The sequence below is a fragment of the Pseudomonas sp. TAE6080 genome, assembly GCF_018732265.1.
GTDB lineage: Bacteria > Pseudomonadota > Gammaproteobacteria > Pseudomonadales > Pseudomonadaceae > Aquipseudomonas > Aquipseudomonas brenneri.
This window is the reverse complement of sequence record NZ_JAHIDY010000009.1, coordinates 110,424-128,046: the sequence shown is the minus strand read 5'-3', so window position 1 is coordinate 128,046 and position 17,623 is coordinate 110,424. Positions and strand designations below refer to the sequence as shown.

13 protein-coding genes are annotated in these 17,623 nt (G+C 61.9%); 8 read left to right on the top strand and 5 right to left on the bottom strand.

The window, feature by feature from the left end:
• The first annotated feature begins 3 nt into the window (after window positions 1–3).
• The 4 genes from KL786_RS09400 to KL786_RS09385 all read left to right on the top strand — a co-directional run bounded on the left by KL786_RS09400 (window position 4) and on the right by KL786_RS09385 (window position 5,862).
• Complete coding sequence (locus KL786_RS09400) at window positions 4–807, top strand: sulfite exporter TauE/SafE family protein (RefSeq protein WP_215517427.1); 804 nt, start codon at window positions 4–6, stop codon at window positions 805–807.
• 239 nt (window positions 808–1,046) lie between these two features.
• Window positions 1,047–2,222, top strand: coding sequence for a porin (locus tag KL786_RS09395; protein WP_215517426.1), 1,176 nt, complete (start codon window positions 1,047–1,049; stop codon window positions 2,220–2,222).
• 246 nt (window positions 2,223–2,468) lie between these two features.
• A complete protein-coding gene (gene nosP / locus KL786_RS09390) occupies window positions 2,469–3,632 on the top strand; it encodes a nitric oxide-sensing protein NosP (RefSeq protein ID WP_215517425.1) in 1,164 nt (387 codons plus the stop codon).
• Window positions 3,601–5,862 carry a hybrid sensor histidine kinase/response regulator gene (locus KL786_RS09385; protein WP_252193669.1) on the top strand — a complete coding sequence of 754 codons (2,262 nt, stop codon included), beginning with the start codon at window positions 3,601–3,603 and terminating at the stop codon, window positions 5,860–5,862. Before nosP ends, KL786_RS09385 begins: the two co-directional genes overlap by 32 nt.
• Before the next feature lie 51 nt (window positions 5,863–5,913).
• On the opposite strand, the gene KL786_RS09380 is transcribed toward KL786_RS09385, so the two are convergent.
• Together KL786_RS09380 and KL786_RS09375 are read right to left on the bottom strand one after the other, a co-directional pair.
• Complete coding sequence (locus KL786_RS09380) at window positions 5,914–6,498, bottom strand: DcrB/PsbP domain-containing protein (RefSeq protein ID WP_065943695.1); 585 nt, start codon at window positions 6,496–6,498, stop codon at window positions 5,914–5,916.
• Between the two features lie 73 nt (window positions 6,499–6,571).
• On the bottom strand, window positions 6,572–8,380 hold the full coding sequence (locus tag KL786_RS09375; RefSeq protein WP_154841742.1) for a monovalent cation:proton antiporter-2 (CPA2) family protein: 1,809 nt from the start codon (window positions 8,378–8,380) through the stop codon (window positions 6,572–6,574).
• A 195-nt stretch (window positions 8,381–8,575) separates the two neighbouring features.
• Between KL786_RS09375 and KL786_RS09370 the strand changes: the two genes are divergently transcribed.
• From KL786_RS09370 to KL786_RS09360, 3 genes are all read left to right on the top strand, one after another.
• Window positions 8,576–10,132 (top strand): DUF726 domain-containing protein, encoded by a 1,557-nt coding sequence (locus KL786_RS09370; RefSeq protein ID WP_215517423.1) that lies wholly within the window; start codon window positions 8,576–8,578, stop codon window positions 10,130–10,132.
• Between the two features lie 38 nt (window positions 10,133–10,170).
• Window positions 10,171–11,490, top strand: a complete 1,320-nt coding sequence (locus KL786_RS09365) for an Nramp family divalent metal transporter (RefSeq protein WP_032861093.1) — start codon at window positions 10,171–10,173, stop codon at window positions 11,488–11,490.
• 320 nt (window positions 11,491–11,810) lie between these two features.
• Window positions 11,811–12,245 (top strand): SRPBCC family protein, encoded by a 435-nt coding sequence (locus KL786_RS09360; RefSeq protein WP_252193658.1) that lies wholly within the window; start codon window positions 11,811–11,813, stop codon window positions 12,243–12,245.
• A gap of 26 nt (window positions 12,246–12,271) precedes the next feature.
• Here the strand turns inward: KL786_RS09360 and KL786_RS09355 are convergent, their stop codons facing one another.
• From KL786_RS09355 to KL786_RS09345, 3 genes are all read right to left on the bottom strand, one after another.
• Complete coding sequence (locus KL786_RS09355) at window positions 12,272–13,660, bottom strand: sensor histidine kinase (RefSeq protein WP_215517421.1); 1,389 nt, start codon at window positions 13,658–13,660, stop codon at window positions 12,272–12,274.
• A complete protein-coding gene (locus KL786_RS09350; protein WP_215517420.1) occupies window positions 13,638–14,321 on the bottom strand; it encodes a response regulator transcription factor in 684 nt (227 codons plus the stop codon). Before KL786_RS09350 ends, KL786_RS09355 begins: the two co-directional genes overlap by 23 nt.
• A gap of 123 nt (window positions 14,322–14,444) precedes the next feature.
• Entirely contained in the window at window positions 14,445–15,356 is a 912-nt protein-coding gene (locus KL786_RS09345; protein WP_032861090.1) for a MurR/RpiR family transcriptional regulator, read from the bottom strand.
• Between the two features lie 241 nt (window positions 15,357–15,597).
• Here KL786_RS09345 and KL786_RS09340 point away from each other — a divergent pair, with 241 nt between their 5' ends.
• Window positions 15,598–17,535, top strand: a complete 1,938-nt coding sequence (locus KL786_RS09340) for a bifunctional 5-dehydro-2-deoxygluconokinase/5-dehydro-2-deoxyphosphogluconate aldolase (protein WP_215517419.1) — start codon at window positions 15,598–15,600, stop codon at window positions 17,533–17,535.
• Window positions 17,536–17,623: the final 88 nt, after the last annotated feature.

The following is a 17,623-nucleotide window of genomic DNA, read 5'->3' as shown; positions in this document are numbered from 1 at the left end:
CCTATGCTGCTGGCAAGTTTTTTTGGCGTGATGATGGGCCTGGTCATGGGCTTGACCGGTGCCGGGGGCGGGATTCTCGGCGTGCCGGCGTTGGTGTTGGGGCTGGGCTTGAGCATGACCGAAGCGGCGCCGGTGTCGTTGTTCGCGGTCGGCGCGGCGGCGGCCGTCGGTGCCATCGATGGCCTGCGCCACGGCCTGGTGCGTTACCGCGCGGCGCTGTTGATCGCCTTGCTCGGCGCGCTGTTTTCACCACTGGGTGTGTTTTTTGCCCATCAACTGCCGGACAAGATCCTGATGGGCCTGTTCAGCGCGCTGATGGTGCTGGTGGCGTGGCGCATGTTGCGGCGCGAGAAGGTCGAAGCCGGCCCCAGCGACCACGGCGCTGCGTCCTGGGGGCAGAAGAACTGCATGCTCGATCAGCAGACCGGGCGCTTTTCCTGGACCGCCAAATGCACCGCGACCCTGGCCGCATTGGGTGCGGTGACGGGGGCGGTATCGGGCCTGCTCGGCGTGGGTGGCGGCTTTCTGATTGTGCCGGCGTTCAAGCAACTGACCGATGTGCAGATGCGCGGGATCGTCGCCACGTCGCTGATGGTGATCAGCCTGATCTCGCTAATCGGCGTGGTGGGGGCGTTTCATGCGGGCGTGACCATCGACCTTCTGGGCTGGGTGTTTATCGGCGCCAGCATTGTCGGCATGCTCATTGGCCGGCGCCTGGGTTCGCGGGTGCCGGCGCGGGTGCTGCAAGTCGGTTTTGCCAGCCTGTGTGTGGTGGTCGCCGGCGGGATGTTGTTCAACGCTGTCTAACCTGCGCACCGCTCACCTTGCTCGCGAAAAACCCAAGGACGCCGCCGTTCTTTCAAGCACCCCGCGTCATCGTTGACGACCTTCGCGAGCAAGCTCGCTCCTACAGGTGTAAGCCTTAAGTGGCGGGCCCTTGCCGCCGTCCAAAGCACCGCACATTCCCTTCCAAGGCAGCGTTTAACCGCGCAGCCTGCCTTTCGATAATCGCCTCCGACACCCAGACCCCCGTCGCGGAGCGCGCCATGCATAACAATAAGAATGTCCCCCGTCATTTGTTGCCTGTCTTTATCGCCAGCCTCGGCTTGAGTTCAGTGGCCCAGGCCGAAATCGTGCTGTACGACAAGGACGAGACCACATTCTCGACCGATGGCTATATCAACGCCTTCTACGTCAACAGCGATGTGGACCGTGCCGGCGAACAGTACGACCGGCGCCAGTCGCGGGTGAAGATGGGGTTTCTGCCCAACTACCTGGGCTTCAACATGGGCAAGCAGGTCGATGACCTCAGGCTCGGCGCCCGGGCCTCGTTCTGGGTGACCATCAACGACAGCGAAACCAACGGCACCGACACCGCCATCGACGTGCGCCAGTTCTACGGCACCGTGGCCAACCCCGAATGGGGCGAGGTGTTGATCGGCAAGGACTTCGGCCTGTTCGCCCGCTCCAACATCCTGCTCGACGAACTCCTCGCCGGTTATGGCCAGGTCAGCGACAGCCTGGGCCTGGTGGACGGCGGCGGGGTGTCGTTCGGCAATATCGGCAGTGGTTACCCGTACCCGTTCCCCACCTCGCAGATCACCTACCGCACCCCAGTGATGGACGGCCTGCGCGTGGCGGTGGGCATCATGGACCCGGTCGATACCAACGACAGCAGCACGCTGGGCAAGGCCTACCAGAAGAACCCGCGCACCGAGAGCGAGATCACCTACCAGTTCGATGTCGGCGGGGCGAAGATCTACAGCTGGCTCAACGGCAGCTACCAGACTTCGGACAACACCGATTCCACCGTCGAATCGGTGACCTCCAAGGGCCTGGGCTATGGCGTGCAAGCGAAGATGGGCGGCTTGTCGCTGACCGGCTCGGGCTTCCAGGCCAAGGGCATCAACCCGTTCTTCACCAACAACGCGGGTGAGGCGACGCTGCGTAATGTCGACAGCAACGGCTACCTGTTGCAGGGCTCCTACAAACTGGGCAAGAACCGACTGGCCCTGTCCTACGGCAAGACCAAGGACGACGGCAACGGTGTGGTCGGCAGCGGCGCGGATTATGAAACCCGTGGCATTGCCCTGTTCCATGACATCAACGACAACCTGAAACTGGTGGCCGAGTACAACCAGTTCGAGATCACCGGCCACGACACCAGCGCGCAGAACGAAGACACCGATACCTTTGCCGTAGGTGCGGTGCTCACCTGGTAATGACCTGGAACACGGTCAAAAGTGTGGGAGCGGGCTTGCTCGCGAATGCGGTGGGTCAGTTGAAAAATGGCTGACTGACCCACCGCATTCGCGAGCAAGCCCGCTCCCACATTGTTGATCCCATTCCATATTGGCTCCTCGGCAATGAGTGACTCTCATCCCATCGAAGCCCCGACCCAGTACCCAAGTAGCATAGGTCGCCACCCCGCGCGTTCGTACACTTGATCTTCAAAGGCGGAGGTGACCATGCAACAGGTGCACAGCGAAGGCGTAGTCACAGCCATGTCCCAGGCCAGCGAGGCGTGGCAGGTGGCTGATGAACTGGCCAGCCAGTTGTTGCATCCGTACCTGGGTTTCGTGCTGTTCTTCTGCTCCGCCACCTATGACCTCAAGGCCCTCGGCCAGGCCCTGCAACAGCGTTTCGGCGGGATCCGCGTGGTGGGTTGCACCAGTGCCGGCGAAATCACGCCCCAGGGCTATGGGCGCAATTGCGTGACAGCGGTGGGGTTTGATCATGCGCACTTTTCCATCGCCACCGAATTGATCGACCAGGTTGAGCACTTCAGCCTGATCGACGCCCAGCAAATGGTCGAGCGCCTGGTGGGTGGCTGTCGCAGCAACAGCCTGGCGCCGATCAAGGGCAACAGCTTTGCCTTGACCCTGCTCGATGGCCTGTCCAACCGTGAAGAAATGGTCCTCGCCGCCCTGAGTGCGGCTCTGGGCGATATCCCGCACTTTGGCGGCTCGGCGGGTGATGACAACCACCTGACCCACACTCACGTGTACTTCGACGGTGAGTTTCACAGCGGCGCGGCGGTGGTGGTGCTGGTCAATACCTGGCTGGATTTTGAAGTGTTCACCACCCACCACATCCTGCCCCGGGCGCAGAAACTGGTAGTGACCGGCGCCGACAGCCCTTCGCGGCGGGTCTTCGAACTGAATGCCGAACCTGCCGCCGAAGAATACGCCCGACATATCGGCGTGGCGGTGGAACAACTCGATCACCGGATCTTCGCCGCCCACCCACTGGCGGTGCGCATCAACGACCAGTACTACGTGCGCGCGATCCAGCGGGTCCACGATGACCTGAGCCTGAGTTTTTACTGTGCGGTAGAGAACGGCATCGTCCTCACCGCCATGACGCCGGGGCCGATCCTGCCCAACCTGCAAACCCTGTTCGACGGCCTGCAAGCACGCCTTGGCGACCTGCTGCTGACCATCGGCTGCGACTGTTTCCTCAGGCGCCTGGAACTGGAAGACCACGGCACCCTGGAGTCGATCGGCACGTTCCTGCGTGAGCAACGGGTGATGGGGTTCAACACCTACGGAGAGCAGTTCAATGGCATGCACATCAACCAGACCTTTACCGGGGTCGCCATTGCCCGTGGTCGCCCCCCTGGACAGCGCTGAACTGCAGGCGCAGATCAGCGCCCTGCAGCAGGACAACCACAAGCTGCAACGGATCAACGCCGCGCTGATCGAACGCATCGAGTCCGGTGCCACCCGTGGCAACGACCCTTATGCGGCGTTCCAGCATTCGGTGGTGCTGGCCGAGCAGGTCCGCGAGCGTACCGATGCGTTGAACCAGGCCATGGCCGAACTCAAGGCCAGCAACCATCTGCTGAGTGATGCCCGACTGCGGGCAGAAACCGCACACCAGCATCTGATCGATGCCATCGAGAGCATTTCCGATGCCTTTGTGCTGTTCGACCAGCACCAACATATTGTGTTGTTCAACAGCCGCTTCCAGGGGTTCTGGAGCAACAGCCCGGTGCAGATTGTCGCGGGCATGGGCCTGCGCGAGGTCAAGCGGTTGATGACGGTCAACGGCCTGTTCACTGAAGAGGCCCACGGACACGCCGATGAGACCCTGTTCTATCGCCTGGATAACGGGCGCTGGCTGCAAGTCAGCGAACGGCCGACCCAGGACGGCGGCCGGGTGATTCTGTTTACTGATATCACCGACGTCAAACTGGCCGAGACCCTGCGCCGAGAACAAGCCGTCGCGCAGAAATCCCAGGAGAGCGAGCGCTGGATTCGCCTGATTACCGACCATGTGCCAGCGTTGATTGCCTACCTCAATGGCGACTTGATCTACGAGTTCACCAATAAAGTCTACGAGCAATGGTATTGCTGGCCCCAGGGCGCGATGCTCGGCAAAAGCCTGCGCCAGGCCCACAGCGAACAGCATTACCAGCGTCTGCAAACCTACGTGGCGCAGGCGTTGGCGGGGGAGAGCGTGACCTTTGAGTTCGCCGAAACCAACAGCAACCACCAGGAGCGCTACATGCTGCGCTCCTATGTGCCCAACCGCCTGGCCAGTGGCGAAGTGGTGGGGATCTTTGTGCTGATCCGCGACATTACCGAGCGCCGCCGCACCGCCGAAGCCTTGCACCAGGCCTATCAGAACCTGGAGCTGCGGGTACGCGAGCGTACGGCCGAGCTGACCTCGCTCAACGACCAGTTGCTGCAGGAAATCGACGAGCGTCGCCGCGTGGAATCGCGCTTGCGTGAGGCCAAGCTGGAAGCCGAGCAGGCCAACCTGTCGAAAACCAAGTTTCTCGCAGCGGTCAGCCATGACCTGCTGCAACCGCTCAATGCCGCGCGCTTGTTTACCGGCGCCTTGCTGGAACGGCGCGACCCGGTGGCCAACGAGACGCTGGTGCGTAATGTCAGCAACTCCCTGGAGGATGTGGAAAACCTGCTGGGTACCCTGGTGGATATTTCCAAACTCGATGCCGGGGTGATCAAGGCCGATATCGCGCCGTTTGCCTTGAGCGAACTGCTGGACAACCTGGCCGCCGAATACACCCAAGTGGCGCGCAGTGAGGGGCTGGAGTTGCATTTTATCGGTTGCTCGGCACTGGTACGCAGTGACGTTCAACTGCTGGCGAGGATCTTGCGCAACCTGTTGAGCAATGCCATTCGCTACACCTTTAGCGGGCGTGTGCTGCTGGGCTGTCGGCGTGAGCATCAGCGCTTGTCGATCCAGGTCTGGGACACTGGCATGGGCATCGCCGAGGAGCGTCTGGAGGAGATTTTCCAGGAGTTCAAGCGCGGTGATGTGCAACGCCCGGATCAGGATCGCGGGCTGGGCCTGGGCCTGGCGATTGTGGAGAAGATCGCCAGGATTCTCGGGCACCGGATCACCGTACGCTCATGGCCGGGCCGGGGCTCGATGTTCAGCGTGGAGGTACCGCTGAGCAGCACCGCGCCCAAGGCGTTGCCCAAACCTGTGATGAGCGAGCCGATGCTGGAGCGTTTGCAGGGCGCGCGGGTGTGGGTGCTGGATAACGACGCCGCGATCTGCGCCGGTATGCGCACGCTGCTTGAGGGCTGGGGCTGCCAGGTGGTGACGGCCTTGTCCGAGCAGGACCTGGCGCGCCAGGTGGACAACTACCATGCCCAGGCGGACTTGCTGATTGCCGACTATCACCTGGATGACGAGCAGAATGGCGTGGACGCGGTGGCCAGGATCAATGCGCGGCGAGCCAGCGCGATCCCGGCGATGATGATCACGGCCAACTACAGCAATGAACTGAAACTGCAGATCCGCGAGTTGGGGCATACGTTGATGCACAAGCCGGTGCGGCCGATGAAACTCAAGACCGCCATGAGCCACTTGCTCGGCCGGCCCTGAGACTGTCGCGATCACAGGTGGGTGTTAGTCATATCTCCTGTAGGAGCAGAGTTATTTACCGCTGGTAATCTGTCTTACCAGCAGCCCATGCCCCGTCACGTCCTCGGCCCGGGAAATGGCCTGGATCACCAGCAACCGATTGCCGGAGCCGGCCAGGAAGGTCGAGTTCAAGGTCTTGCCGCCGCCCATGCTCGCGGTGGCATCAATCTGGCGCAGGCCTACGCCTTTGATCAGCAGTTTCTTTTGCGACAGTTTCTTGTAGTCCGGCAGGCTGGTGCCGACGTCCTTGAGGAAACCTTCAACCGCGCTATCGAGAAACAGCGGTTCGTCGTCCTTCAGGTCGATACCATCGTTGCGCAGGGTCTGGGCCACAACCACCACGCTTTTTGACGCCTGGTTGATGTACATCGTGCCGTTGGCGCCAGCGGTACCCTGGGCTTGCGCGCCAGCGGGCAAGGCGTCGGCGACATAGCCTTTGGGCAGGGTGAAGGTGAATTTGCCGTCGAGGGTCGAGACGATCTGGAAGTCGTCCGGTTGCGCAGTGGCCGGCTTGGCTGCCGCGAACAGCGGGCTGGCGCCCAGGCTGATGGTCAGCGCCAGGGCCAGGCGGGCGGCGGTTTTGCTGAGAATGGCCATGAGGTGGTCCAATGGGTGAACGAAATTGCGACGTATTCTGTCAGAAAATTCGCAATTTCGTTCAGATCCATCCTCAAGTCTTGCCGGACTCTTCCTCAAGACGGTCCATTTCAAACAGACGGGCCAATTCTGCACGAGACTCCTGGGCCGACTGCATCACCTTGGCCGCGTCGTCGTACACCGCGTGTTGGGCGGTCAACAGTTGCAAGTCATGGTGTTTGAAGCGGTTGATCCGCGCATCGGCCTGGGTCTCGCTCAGTCCCAGGCCGACCAGGGTACGGCGGCTCATTTCCAGGCTGGAATAGAAGGTTTCGCGCACCGGTGACGCATCCAGGTCCACCAGGCGATGCACATGCTGGCGGTTACGGGCTCGGGCGATGATCTTCATGTGCGGGTAAAGGTTGCGCACCAGTTCAGCGGTCTTGATATTGATTTCGGGATCATCCATGGCGATCACGAAGTACTCGGCCTGGTCGACCTTTGCCGCATGCAGGATCTCTGGCCGCTGCGGATCACCGTAGAACACCGGCATGCCGCCGAAACTGCGGGTCAGCTCGATGGTTTCCACCGAGGTGTCGAGGGCGATAAACGAAATGTTTTGCGCCCGTAGGATCCGTGCCACGATCTGCCCCATACGGCCCATGCCGGCGATCACCACCCGTGGCGCATCGCTCTCGATGGCGCGGTACTCTTCTGGCACTTCCACCGGCTTGGCCTTGGGCCTGAACAGTTTCGGGCACAGCAGCAACAGCAGGGGCGTGAGGGCCATGGACAGGGTGATGGTCAGCACCAGCACGTCGTACAGGTGCGGGGCGAACAGGCCCTGGTCGCGGCCGATCTTGAACACCACGAAGGCAAACTCACCACCGGCCGCCAGCACCACACCCAGGCGTACTGCGCTCTCGCGGTTCAGTTCGCCGACCATCTGCCCGACCGCGTACAGCAGCGGCAACTTGATAGCGATCAGCAGCAGGGTCAGCCCCAGCACCACAAAGGGCGTGCTGAACAACAGGCCGATGTTGGCGCCCATGCCCACGCTGATAAAGAACAGCCCCAGCAACAGGCCTTTGAACGGCTCGATTTGCGACTCCAGCTCGTGGCGGTACTCCGAGTCGGCCAGCAGCAGGCCGGCGAGGAACGCGCCGAGGGCCATGGACACCCCCACCAGCTCCATCAGCCAGGCGGTGCCGATCACCACCAGCAGCGCCGTGGCGGTGGACACTTCGCGCAGGCCGGTCTTGGCGACGATACGAAACACCGGCCGCAGCAGGTAGCGGCCACCGATGATCACCACGGCGATGCTGCCCAATACCTGCAAACCGTGGTTCAGGTCCTGGGCGGCGGTGGTGGTGTGGTCGCTGCCGGCCAGCAGCGGCACCATGGCGATCAGCGGGATTGCCGCGATGTCCTGGAACAGCAGGATCGCAAAGGCCAGGCGCCCGTGGGGGCTGTTCAGTTCCTTGCGTTCGGCCAGGCTTTGCAGGCCGAAGGCGGTGGAGGACAACGCCAGGCCCAAGCCCAGCACAATGGCGCTGTTCCACGACTGGCCAAATGCCCAGAGTGCCACTGCGCCCATCACCATGGCGGTCAACAGCACTTGCGCCAGACCCACGCCAAACACCGCCTTGCGCATCACCCACAGGCGTTTGGGCGATAGCTCCAGGCCGATGATGAACAGCAACAACACCACCCCCAGCTCGGAGAACTGCGCGACGCTTTGTGGGTTGCCTATCAGTCCCAGTACCGAGGGGCCGATAATCACGCCGGCGAACAGATAGCCCAGCACCGCACCCAGTTTCAGGTGCTTGGCCAGGGGCACGGTGAGCACCGCGGCCAACAGGAACACCACGGCCGCTTGTAACAGGTTGCCTTCATGGGGCATCGCTTACTCCAGGATCTTTGAGGCGAATCGACAGGGCGCTATTAGAGCGCGATTTGGCGTTTTTGAATCTGAATTTTTACTAAAACCATGGCCAAGCGGGTGCTTCAGTCATCAGCCGGTTGCTGTCTACAACCCTCCACGCAGGGCGTGTTCTTGTTACTATCGCCCCCCGACGCCACCAGGAGCCACCGCCTCATGCAACACCAGTGGGATGAAATGCACCGCACCCGCAAGCCCTCGTTCGTGCTGTGCGGCGAGCCCCGGGGACAGGTGCTCAATCTCTATGTCCATGGCTATTCCGCGTTTTTCAACCCGCAACAGTTGGCCAGTTTCCAGGCGCAACTGGCGGGGATCGAGGGTTCGACCAACCTGATGCTGTTCTGGCCGGCCGGGCATTTCCTGGAAAACCTGTTCGCCCCCTTCAAGGACATCATCGCCTCGATGCTCGGCGGCGGCACCCTGGGCGCGGCGACCGTGGGCCTGGGCAAGGCGGTGGGCTATTTTCTCGATCACTACAAAAGTGTCGAAGCGCGGGTGGACGAAGTGGCCAGGACACTGCTGGTGGAGTTGGCCAACTACCTGCATGCCGAATCCATCGAGGTGCGCCAGATCAACCTGATCGGCCATTCCCTGGGCGCCCGCCTGCTGGTCAAGAGCCTGCTGGCCAGCCCCGAGCTGGCCCGGGAGCTGCCGCTCAATCACCTGTTGTTGATGGGTGGGGCGATTTGCACGTCCAGCCCCTGGGAGCAGGTGTCGGCGCCGCTCAAGGGGCGGGTGATCAACTGCCACTCCAGCAAGGACTGGGCCCTGGCGCTCAAGCCGGATACCGAGCGCTGCATTGGTCGCTATGCGATTCCCTTGACGCCATCCCTCAAGGGCAAAGTGACCAACGTGCATCTGGTCACTTTCGATCACGCTGCCTACTGGCCGCAGTTGCAGACTGTGGTGCAGTACACCGACTTGCTGCACGAGCGCCGCGGCATGATCCGTGCGGACCAGCGCAGTGCCGAGGTGCGTTTTGCCGAGGAAGACGTGGACCTGTTCCCGGTGCTGCGCCAGGCACGGGCGCCAGAATTGCAGTTTCTCGCCGAGCTGATGGCCGCCAAGCGCAGCGCGACCATCGATGCGCAGGTGCGCGACCCATTGCAGTTGGCTATCGAGTTGCAGCGTATGGGCGGTGACAGCTTTATGAACCTGGCCCGTGGGCATGGGGTGAGTTATCGCCAATTGGCCCAGGACGTGGCTTTGCGCGTCGGTCTCAAGTTTGACCAGCCCATCGACAGTGTGGCCCTGGTGAGCCTGGAAGAGCGGGTCGCCGAGACCCTGATCGAGCAATACAAGGATAAACTCAGCCTGGCCGACCGCGCAGTGTTCGAGGCCGAACTCAGGGCTGCGGCGCAAAAGGAGCAGGGGTTTTTCAACCGTGTCGATGTCGCTCGTTCGGCCACCACCGCCTTGAGCGGTACGGCGCTGGCCGGGCTGACCGGGTTTATCCTGCGCCGAGGTGCGGCCACGGCGATCCCGGTGGTGGGGCAGGCGCTGGCGGCGGCCATGCTGCTGGTGAGCGGGGTGCGGGCGTTTTCCGGGCCGGCGTATTCCATCACGACCCTGGCGGTGCTGGTGCTGGGGGTGATTCGCCAGCGCATGGAGCGTGAGGCGCTGAATCAGGAGATGGACCTGGTGGTGCAGGTGGTCGAGGCCTTTGATCTACCTCGGGAAACGCTGATGCGCACGGTCGCTCCGGACTGCTAAGCTGCGTCCTTGTCCTGTGTGTTTGCCTGGTACCCCGCGTGAAATTCAGCCTGCCGAAAATTGCCACTGCCCCGTTCTGCCCGCCAGAAGTGGCGGGCACCATCCCCGTTGATCCCCGCGCGTCGTTTTTCAAACGGGTGCTGCAGTTTGCCGGCCCCGGCCTGCTGATTTCCATCGGCTACATGGACCCCGGCAACTGGGCCACGGCCATCGAGGCCGGGTCGCGCTATGGCTACAGTCTGTTGTTCGTGGTGTTGCTCGCCAGCCTGGCGGGGATGGCGGTGCAATGCCTGTGTTCACGGCTGGGCATCGCCACCGGCAAGGACCTGGCGCAGTTGTGCCGCGAGCGCTACAGCCAGCGCTCCGCGCGCACGCAATGGGTGCTGGCGGAAATCTCGATCATCGCCACCGACCTGGCCGAAGTCCTTGGCTGCGCCCTGGCGTTCCATCTGCTGCTGGGGGTATCGCTGACCACCGGCATTGTCATCACCGCGTTTGACACGTTGCTGATCCTGGCCTTGCAAAACCGTGGCTTCCGGCGCCTGGAGGCGATCATGTTGGCGCTGGTGGCGACCATCGGCGTGTGCTTCTTCGTCGAACTGGTGCTGATCAAACCCTATTGGCCGGACGTCTTGCGTGGTTTCACACCGTCGCTCTCGGCGATCAGCGATGCCGCGCCGCTGTACCTGGCCATCGGCATCCTCGGGGCCACGGTAATGCCCCACAACCTGTACCTGCACACGTCCATCGTGCAAACCCGCCTGTTCGGCCAGGACCTGGCCAGCCGCCAGGATGCGGTCAAGCTGGCGCGCATCGACACCATCGGCTCCCTGGCCCTGGCCTTGCTGGTCAACGCCGCGATCCTGGTGCTGGCGGCTGCGGCGTTCCACCAGACCGGCCATACCGAGGTCGTGGAAATCCAGGATGCCTACCATCTGCTGGATCCGCTGGTGGGCGGCGCCTTCGCCAGTATCCTGTTCGGCATTGCCTTGCTGGCGTCCGGGCAAAGCTCGACCTTCACCGGCACCATCGCCGGCCAGGTGATCATGGAGGGCTACCTCAACCTGCGCATTCCCTGCTGGCAACGCCGCCTGATCACCCGTGGCCTGGCGCTGATCCCGGCGTTCCTCGGGGTGTGGTTGATGGGGGACGATGCCATTGGCAAGTTGCTGATCCTCAGCCAGGTGGTGCTCAGCCTGCAGTTGCCCTTTGCCCTGTATCCACTGATCCGCATGACCGGCGACCGGCAATTGATGGGGCCTTTCGTCAATCGCCTGCCCACCAGGATCCTGGCCTGGAGTCTGTTCAGCGTGATCAGCGGCGCCAATGCCTGGCTGATCGGCCAGTGGCTGTTCTGATTCAGCGGTCCCGGTAAGGGACGCTGTCGAAGCGTTCGACAAAAAAGTCGATGATGGATCTGCCGGGTAATGGAGGAAGGCGCAGCGCCTTGAAACTCAATTCGTTGAAGTTCTGCATGATGACTCCAAGCTGTGCGTATAACGCAAAAGTGTTATTCGGATACCCCTATTTATTGCACAGCAGTGCCACCGGATAATGCGCGTCATTGTTCTTCTCTGGCAGATAGGTGGTGCATGCAAACTTCTTCGCTTGAGGCGGTGGGCCGCCCACCAATGGCACGAGCGCCGACAGGCAGCGTAAGCTGGCCTCCCTTTTCCTCATGTTGTGGAGTTTTATCGTGGCCAAAGCCGCTGCTTTTATTGAAATTCCGGCCTCGGCCGACGACGTCTGGCACCTGGTCGGCGGCTTCAACTCGTTGCCCGATTGGCTGCCCCTGATTGCCAAGAGCGAACCGGGCGAAGGTGGGCGTGTGCGTCATCTGCAAACCGTGGATGGCGCGGTGGTGGTCGAGCATCTGCAGACCTTTGATAACGCTGCGCGCACCTACAGTTACACGATCAGTGAATCGCCGTTCCCGGTGAGCGCGTATCTGGCGACCTTGCAGGTTGAAGCGCTGGGTGAGCACTCGGCCAAAGTCACGTGGTCAGGTGTGTTCACCCCGATCGCCGGTGTGACCGAGGCTGAGGTCGAAGCGCTGTTCAGCGGCGTTTATACCGGTGGTGTCGAGGCCTTGCGCAAAAATTTCCCGGCCTGACTTTGTAGGCGCTGGCAAGCCGGCGCCTACAGTGGGTTTTTTTGGCGGCATTCCAGGGTCAATCGCGCGCCGCCGCGCTCGCTGCTGCCGACTTCCAGTCCAAAGCCATGCAGGTTGATGATCGCCGCCACAATCGACAGGCCCAGGCCAAAGCTGCCCTGTTGCTGGCCGTCATCGACCCGGTAAAAACGCTGGAACACCGCGGCCCGCTCTGCTTCTGGAATCCCCGGGCCGGAGTCCAATACGTCGATGCGCGTACAGCCTGATTCGTTGCTCCCTCGCACAATCACTTCGCCGCCCGGCGGGGTGAACTTGATCGAGTTACTCAGCAGGTTGGCCAGCGCTTCGAACAGCAGCGCGCGGTCGCCATTAATTGGCGGCAATGCTTCGGGGACCTGCAACAGCAGCGCCAACTGGCCTTCTTCCGCCAACGGCAGGTAGAAGTCATGGAGTTCCTGAAGCAACGGCAGGGGATCGAACACCAGGAAGCCGGAGCGTCGTTGCCGGTCTTCCAGTTCGGAAATGCGCAGCAAGCCGCGAAAGCGCGCCATCAGTGTATCGGTCTCGCTGATCACTTCATCGAGTTGCAAGGCCAGGGGCGAGTGTCCATCGGCCTGTTGCTTGATCCGGTACAACTGCGCACGCAAGCGGGTCAGTGGGGTACGCAGGTCGTGGGCAATGTTGTCGCACACGCCCTTGACCTCGTTCATCAGTTTTTCGATGCGCCCGAGCATGGCGTTGACGATGGCAGCCAGCATGTCCAGTTCGTCACGACGGTTGGACAGCGGCAGGCGATGGGTCAGGTCGCCGGCGACAATGGCTTCGGCGCTGGCCTGGATTGCGCGAATCCGGCGCAACGGGCGCCGGCGCAGCAGATGCCAGCCGGCGACGCCGGGGATAATGGTCAGGGAGATCGCCCAAAGCAGGGCTTGCAGGATGATCCGGGTCACGCCCAGCAACGAGCCGTTATCGCGCACCAGTACTAGCCAGCGACCATCCTGGGTCTGGGTCGCTACGGCGTCGCAGCTGCCCAGGGGCAGTTTCGGATCATCCGATTCGATGCAGTTGGCCAAGGCATGGATGCGCCCGTCCAGGGCCAAGCCTGCTGGAATCTGCTGGATCGGGCCACTGAGTGGGCGTTGTTGCCCATCGAACAGGCCATAGGCGTCGATGCCCTTCATGTCGAAGGTCATGCTGGTGGCCAGGGCTTCATCCAGTTGTGCGCCTTCGAACCGCTGGAACAGGTGCTGGCGTTGCATCAACGAGTGGCGCGAAAGGTCGCCCAGGTATCCCGAGACCTCGTAGTACAACACCCCCATGAGGATGCAGCTCCAGGCCACGAACAGTGAGCTGTACAGCGCCAGCAACCGGCTGCTGGACGAGCGCCAGCCGTTAGACGGGTTCAGCAATGACATAGCCCGAGCCTCGTACCGTGCGAATCAGCGGCGTCTGGCCCGGTGGGTCGATTTTCTTGCGCAGGCGGCCGATGTGTACGTCGATCAGGTTGGTGCCCGGGTCGAAGTGATAACCCCAGACTTCCTCGAAGATCATCATCCGCGAGAGGATTTGCCCGGTGTTGCGCATCAAGAACTCCAGCAGCTTGTACTCGGTGGGCAGCAGGCTCAAAGGCTGCTCGGCGCGGCTGGCTTCACGGCTGATCAGGTTCAATTCCAGGTCGGCCACGCGCAGTGCGGTTTGCGCAGCCTTCACCGCATTGTTGCGGCGCAGCAGCACCTCGACCCGGGCCGCCATCTCGTCGGAGGCGAAGGGTTTGGTCAGGTAGTCATCCCCACCGGCCCGCAAGCCGCGGACCCGTTCATCCACGTCGGAAAGGGCGCTGATCATCAGGATCGGCGTCGACACGCCGAGGGTGCGCAGGGTGGTGACGATGGCCAGGCCATCGAGCTCCGGGAGCATGCGATCGAGGGTGATCAGGTCGTAATCGCCGCTGACGGCCCGGCTCAGTCCTTCGCGGCCGTTATCTACCCAGTCCACGTCCAGTCCATGACTGCTCAGCTCGGCGACGATCTCGCGGGCCGTCACAGAGTCGTCTTCGATGGTCAAAATACGGGGCATGGGGGCTACCTGGTCACTCTGGAGTGAGGCATTTTGCCAAGAAATGATAGCGAGGTTTCTAAAAGAAAATTCATGTAGGCAATTCTCACGGCCACCTCGGCCAAAATGTAGGAGCGGGCCTTTTTAGTCGTCGAACCCCACCTGTTCGTGAATCTCATCGACCTTCAGCTCCAGCCGGTACGCCACGGCAATAAACAGCGCCTGGCACAGGCACAGCGTTGCGCTCAACGAGCGAAACGCGAACGACGACCCTTCATTGACCAGTAACACCGCGTTGGCCCGCTTGGCCAGCGGCGACAGGTTGCTGTCGGTGATGATCAGCGTCTTGGCCTGGTGGTGCTGGGCGATGCGCAGGCAGTGCTGGGTTTCCTTGCCGTAGGGCGTGAAGCTGATGGCGATCACCAGATCATTGGCGCGTACGCTGCGCATCTGTTCGCGGTAGCTGCCGCCCAGGCCCGAGACCAGGTGGATGCGCTTGTTGGTGTGTTGCAGGTTGTAGACCAGGTAGTCGGCCACCGCAAACGAGCGGCGTACGCCAACCACGTAGATATTGTCGGCGTTGACCACCAGGTCCACGGCTTTCTCGAAGGCCGCGTCGTCCAGTTCCAGGCCCAGGCGCTCGATGCCGGACAGCGTGGCGCTCACGCACTCGCGGGCGAGGTCGCCGCCGCTGGCTTTCTGCGACTTGTTGGCGATCATGCTGCGGATGCGCTGCTGGTAGTTCTGCACCGGCGTGGTCTTGTGGGTATACGCCTCGCGAAACAGCGCCTGCATTTCACTGAAGCCACTGAAACCAAAACGCTGGGAAAAACGCACGATGGCCGACGGATGGACTTCGCATTCCCGGGCGATATCGCTGATGCGGTCGACCATGATCCGATCGCTCTGCTGGCTCATGTAGCTGGCGATGCGCTTGAGCTGGCGGGGCAGGCTTTCGTATTCGTCGGTGATCAACTGCAACAGACGTTCGGCATTGATCGGAGGATTGGCGAGAGCGTCGGTCTCGGCGCAAGACTGCTGATCGGTGCGGGACATAAGCAATCCTTCTGGCTTGTTCTTACAGGGCAGGTGACGGGCACGGTGCCCCTGACAATAGGTCAATGGGCGCAAGTCTACAGGGAAGGCACCAAAAAATACCTTAATGGAAAATATATTCCACATAAAATATTTATAGAATAAATATTGATTGATGGCGCCGGACGTCCTAGTCTGCATCCACCAAGAGCGTCGCCGTTTTGACGGCAGGCGCGGGCTGATAAAAATAACAGGAGCCAGCATGGGCCAGACTCGTTTTGCCAGTGGGCGTCAATTGGATCTGATTTGTCTCGGGCGCCTGGGCGTCGACCTGTACGCGCAGCAAGTCGGGGCGCGGCTGGAGGATGTCTCAAGCTTCGCCAAGTACCTGGGTGGATCTTCCGCCAATATCGCTTTTGGCACGGCGCGACTGGGGCTCAGGTCGGCGATGTTGAGCCGGGTCGGCGACGATCACATGGGGCGTTTCCTGGTGGAGTCGTTGGTACGTGAAGGCTGTGATGTGAGTGGCATCACTGTCGACCCACAACGCCTGACCGCCATGGTCCTGCTGGGCCTCAAGGACCGCGAAACCTTCCCGTTGGTGTTCTATCGCGAAAACTGTGCGGACATGGCCCTGCGCGCCGAAGATATCAGCGAAGCCTTCGTTGCCAGCAGCAAGGCGCTGCTGATCACCGGCACTCACTTTTCTACCGACGGCGTGTACCAGGCCAGCCTCCAGGCCCTGGATTACGCCGAGCGGCACGGCGTCAAGCGTGTGCTGGATATCGACTATCGCCCGGTGCTCTGGGGGCTGGCGGGCAAGGCCGACGGCGAGACCCGTTTTGTCGCCGACCAGAATGTCAGCCAGCATGTGCAGGGCATCCTCGGGCGTTTCGACCTGATTGTGGGCACCGAAGAAGAGTTCCTGATTGCCGGCGGTAGCGCGGATCTGCTCGACGCTTTGCGCACGGTGCGGCGCCTGACGACGGCGACATTGGTGGTCAAGCTCGGCCCGCAGGGTTGCACGGTGATCCACGGCGAGATCCCGGCACGGTTGGCAGACGGTGCGATTTACCCTGGCGTGCGCGTTGAGGTGCTCAATGTACTGGGGGCCGGCGATGCGTTTATGGCGGGGTTCCTCAGTGGTTGGCTGAACGAGGCCAGTGATGAGCGTTGCTGCCAGTTGGCCAATGCCTGCGGCGGTTTGGTGGTGTCGCGCCATGCCTGCGCCCCGGCAATGCCGACCCCGGCGGAACTCGAATACCTGTTCAACAGCCCGGTGCCCATCACCCGGCCGGACCTGGACCCGGTACTGCAACGTTTGCATCAGGTCAGCGTGCCGCGCAAAAACTGGAAGCAACTGTTTGTGTTTGCCTTCGATCATCGCTGGCAACTGGTGGAGCTGGCGCAAAAAGGTGGCCAGGACCCCGCGCGGATCAGCGCTATCAAGCAGCTGTTTATCCAGGCGGTCGAGCGCGTCGAAGGCAAGCTGCGCGAGCAGGGCGTCGAGGCCGATGTGGGCATTTTGGCCGACCAGCGTTTTGGCCAGGATGCGTTGAACGCCGCCACTGGCCGTGGCTGGTGGGTCGCGCGCCCGGTAGAGGTCCAGGGCTCGCGGCCGTTGGCGTTCGAGCATGGCCGTTCGATTGGCAGCAACCTGATCGCCTGGCCCCAGGAGCAGATCATCAAGTGCCTGGTGCAGTTTCACCCCGACGACGAGCCGTTGCTGCGCCTTGAGCAGGAAGCCCAGCTCAAGGGCCTGTACCAGGCAGCGCAAACCAGCGGCCATGAACTGCTGCTGGAAGTGGTGCCACCCAAGGATCATCCTTCGACCTACCCGGATGTGCTCTATCGCAGCCTCAAGCGCTTGTACAACCTGGGCATCTACCCGGCGTGGTGGAAGATCGAGGCGCAGACTGCCGAGCAGTGGCGCAAGCTCGATGAGCTGATCGAGGCGCGCGATCCCTATTGCCGGGGCGTGGTATTGCTGGGCCTCAATGCTCCGGCGCAATCCTTGGCCGAGGGCTTCCAGCAGGCGGGCCAGAGCCGGACCTGCCGTGGGTTTGCCGTGGGCCGCACGATCTTCCAGGAGCCGAGCAGGGCGTGGCTGGCGGGTGAAATTGACGATGAAACGCTGATCCAGCAAGTGCAGCAGATCTTCGAGCAATTGATCCAGGCCTGGCGCAGCTCCAGAGTTTAAACACGATCAACTGTAGGAGCTGGCTTGCCTGCGATAACGGTCTGTCAGATACACATTAAGTGCCTGACCCACCGCTATCGCAGGCAAG

Coding starts and splice junctions, on each gene's coding strand:
- KL786_RS09400 (WP_215517427.1), top strand. CDS start 4: ATGCTGCTGGCAAGTTTTTTTGGCGTGATGATGGGCCTGGTCATGGGC.
- KL786_RS09395 (WP_215517426.1), top strand. CDS start 1,047: ATGCATAACAATAAGAATGTCCCCCGTCATTTGTTGCCTGTCTTTATC.
- nosP (WP_215517425.1), top strand. CDS start 2,469: ATGCAACAGGTGCACAGCGAAGGCGTAGTCACAGCCATGTCCCAGGCC.
- KL786_RS09380 (WP_065943695.1), bottom strand. CDS start 6,498: ATGGCCATTCTCAGCAAAACCGCCGCCCGCCTGGCCCTGGCGCTGACC.
- KL786_RS09375 (WP_154841742.1), bottom strand. CDS start 8,380: ATGCCCCATGAAGGCAACCTGTTACAAGCGGCCGTGGTGTTCCTGTTG.
- KL786_RS09370 (WP_215517423.1), top strand. CDS start 8,576: ATGCAACACCAGTGGGATGAAATGCACCGCACCCGCAAGCCCTCGTTC.
- KL786_RS09360 (WP_252193658.1), top strand. CDS start 11,811: ATGTTGTGGAGTTTTATCGTGGCCAAAGCCGCTGCTTTTATTGAAATT.
- KL786_RS09355 (WP_215517421.1), bottom strand. CDS start 13,660: ATGTCATTGCTGAACCCGTCTAACGGCTGGCGCTCGTCCAGCAGCCGG.
- KL786_RS09350 (WP_215517420.1), bottom strand. CDS start 14,321: ATGCCCCGTATTTTGACCATCGAAGACGACTCTGTGACGGCCCGCGAG.
- KL786_RS09345 (WP_032861090.1), bottom strand. CDS start 15,356: ATGTCCCGCACCGATCAGCAGTCTTGCGCCGAGACCGACGCTCTCGCC.
- KL786_RS09340 (WP_215517419.1), top strand. CDS start 15,598: ATGGGCCAGACTCGTTTTGCCAGTGGGCGTCAATTGGATCTGATTTGT.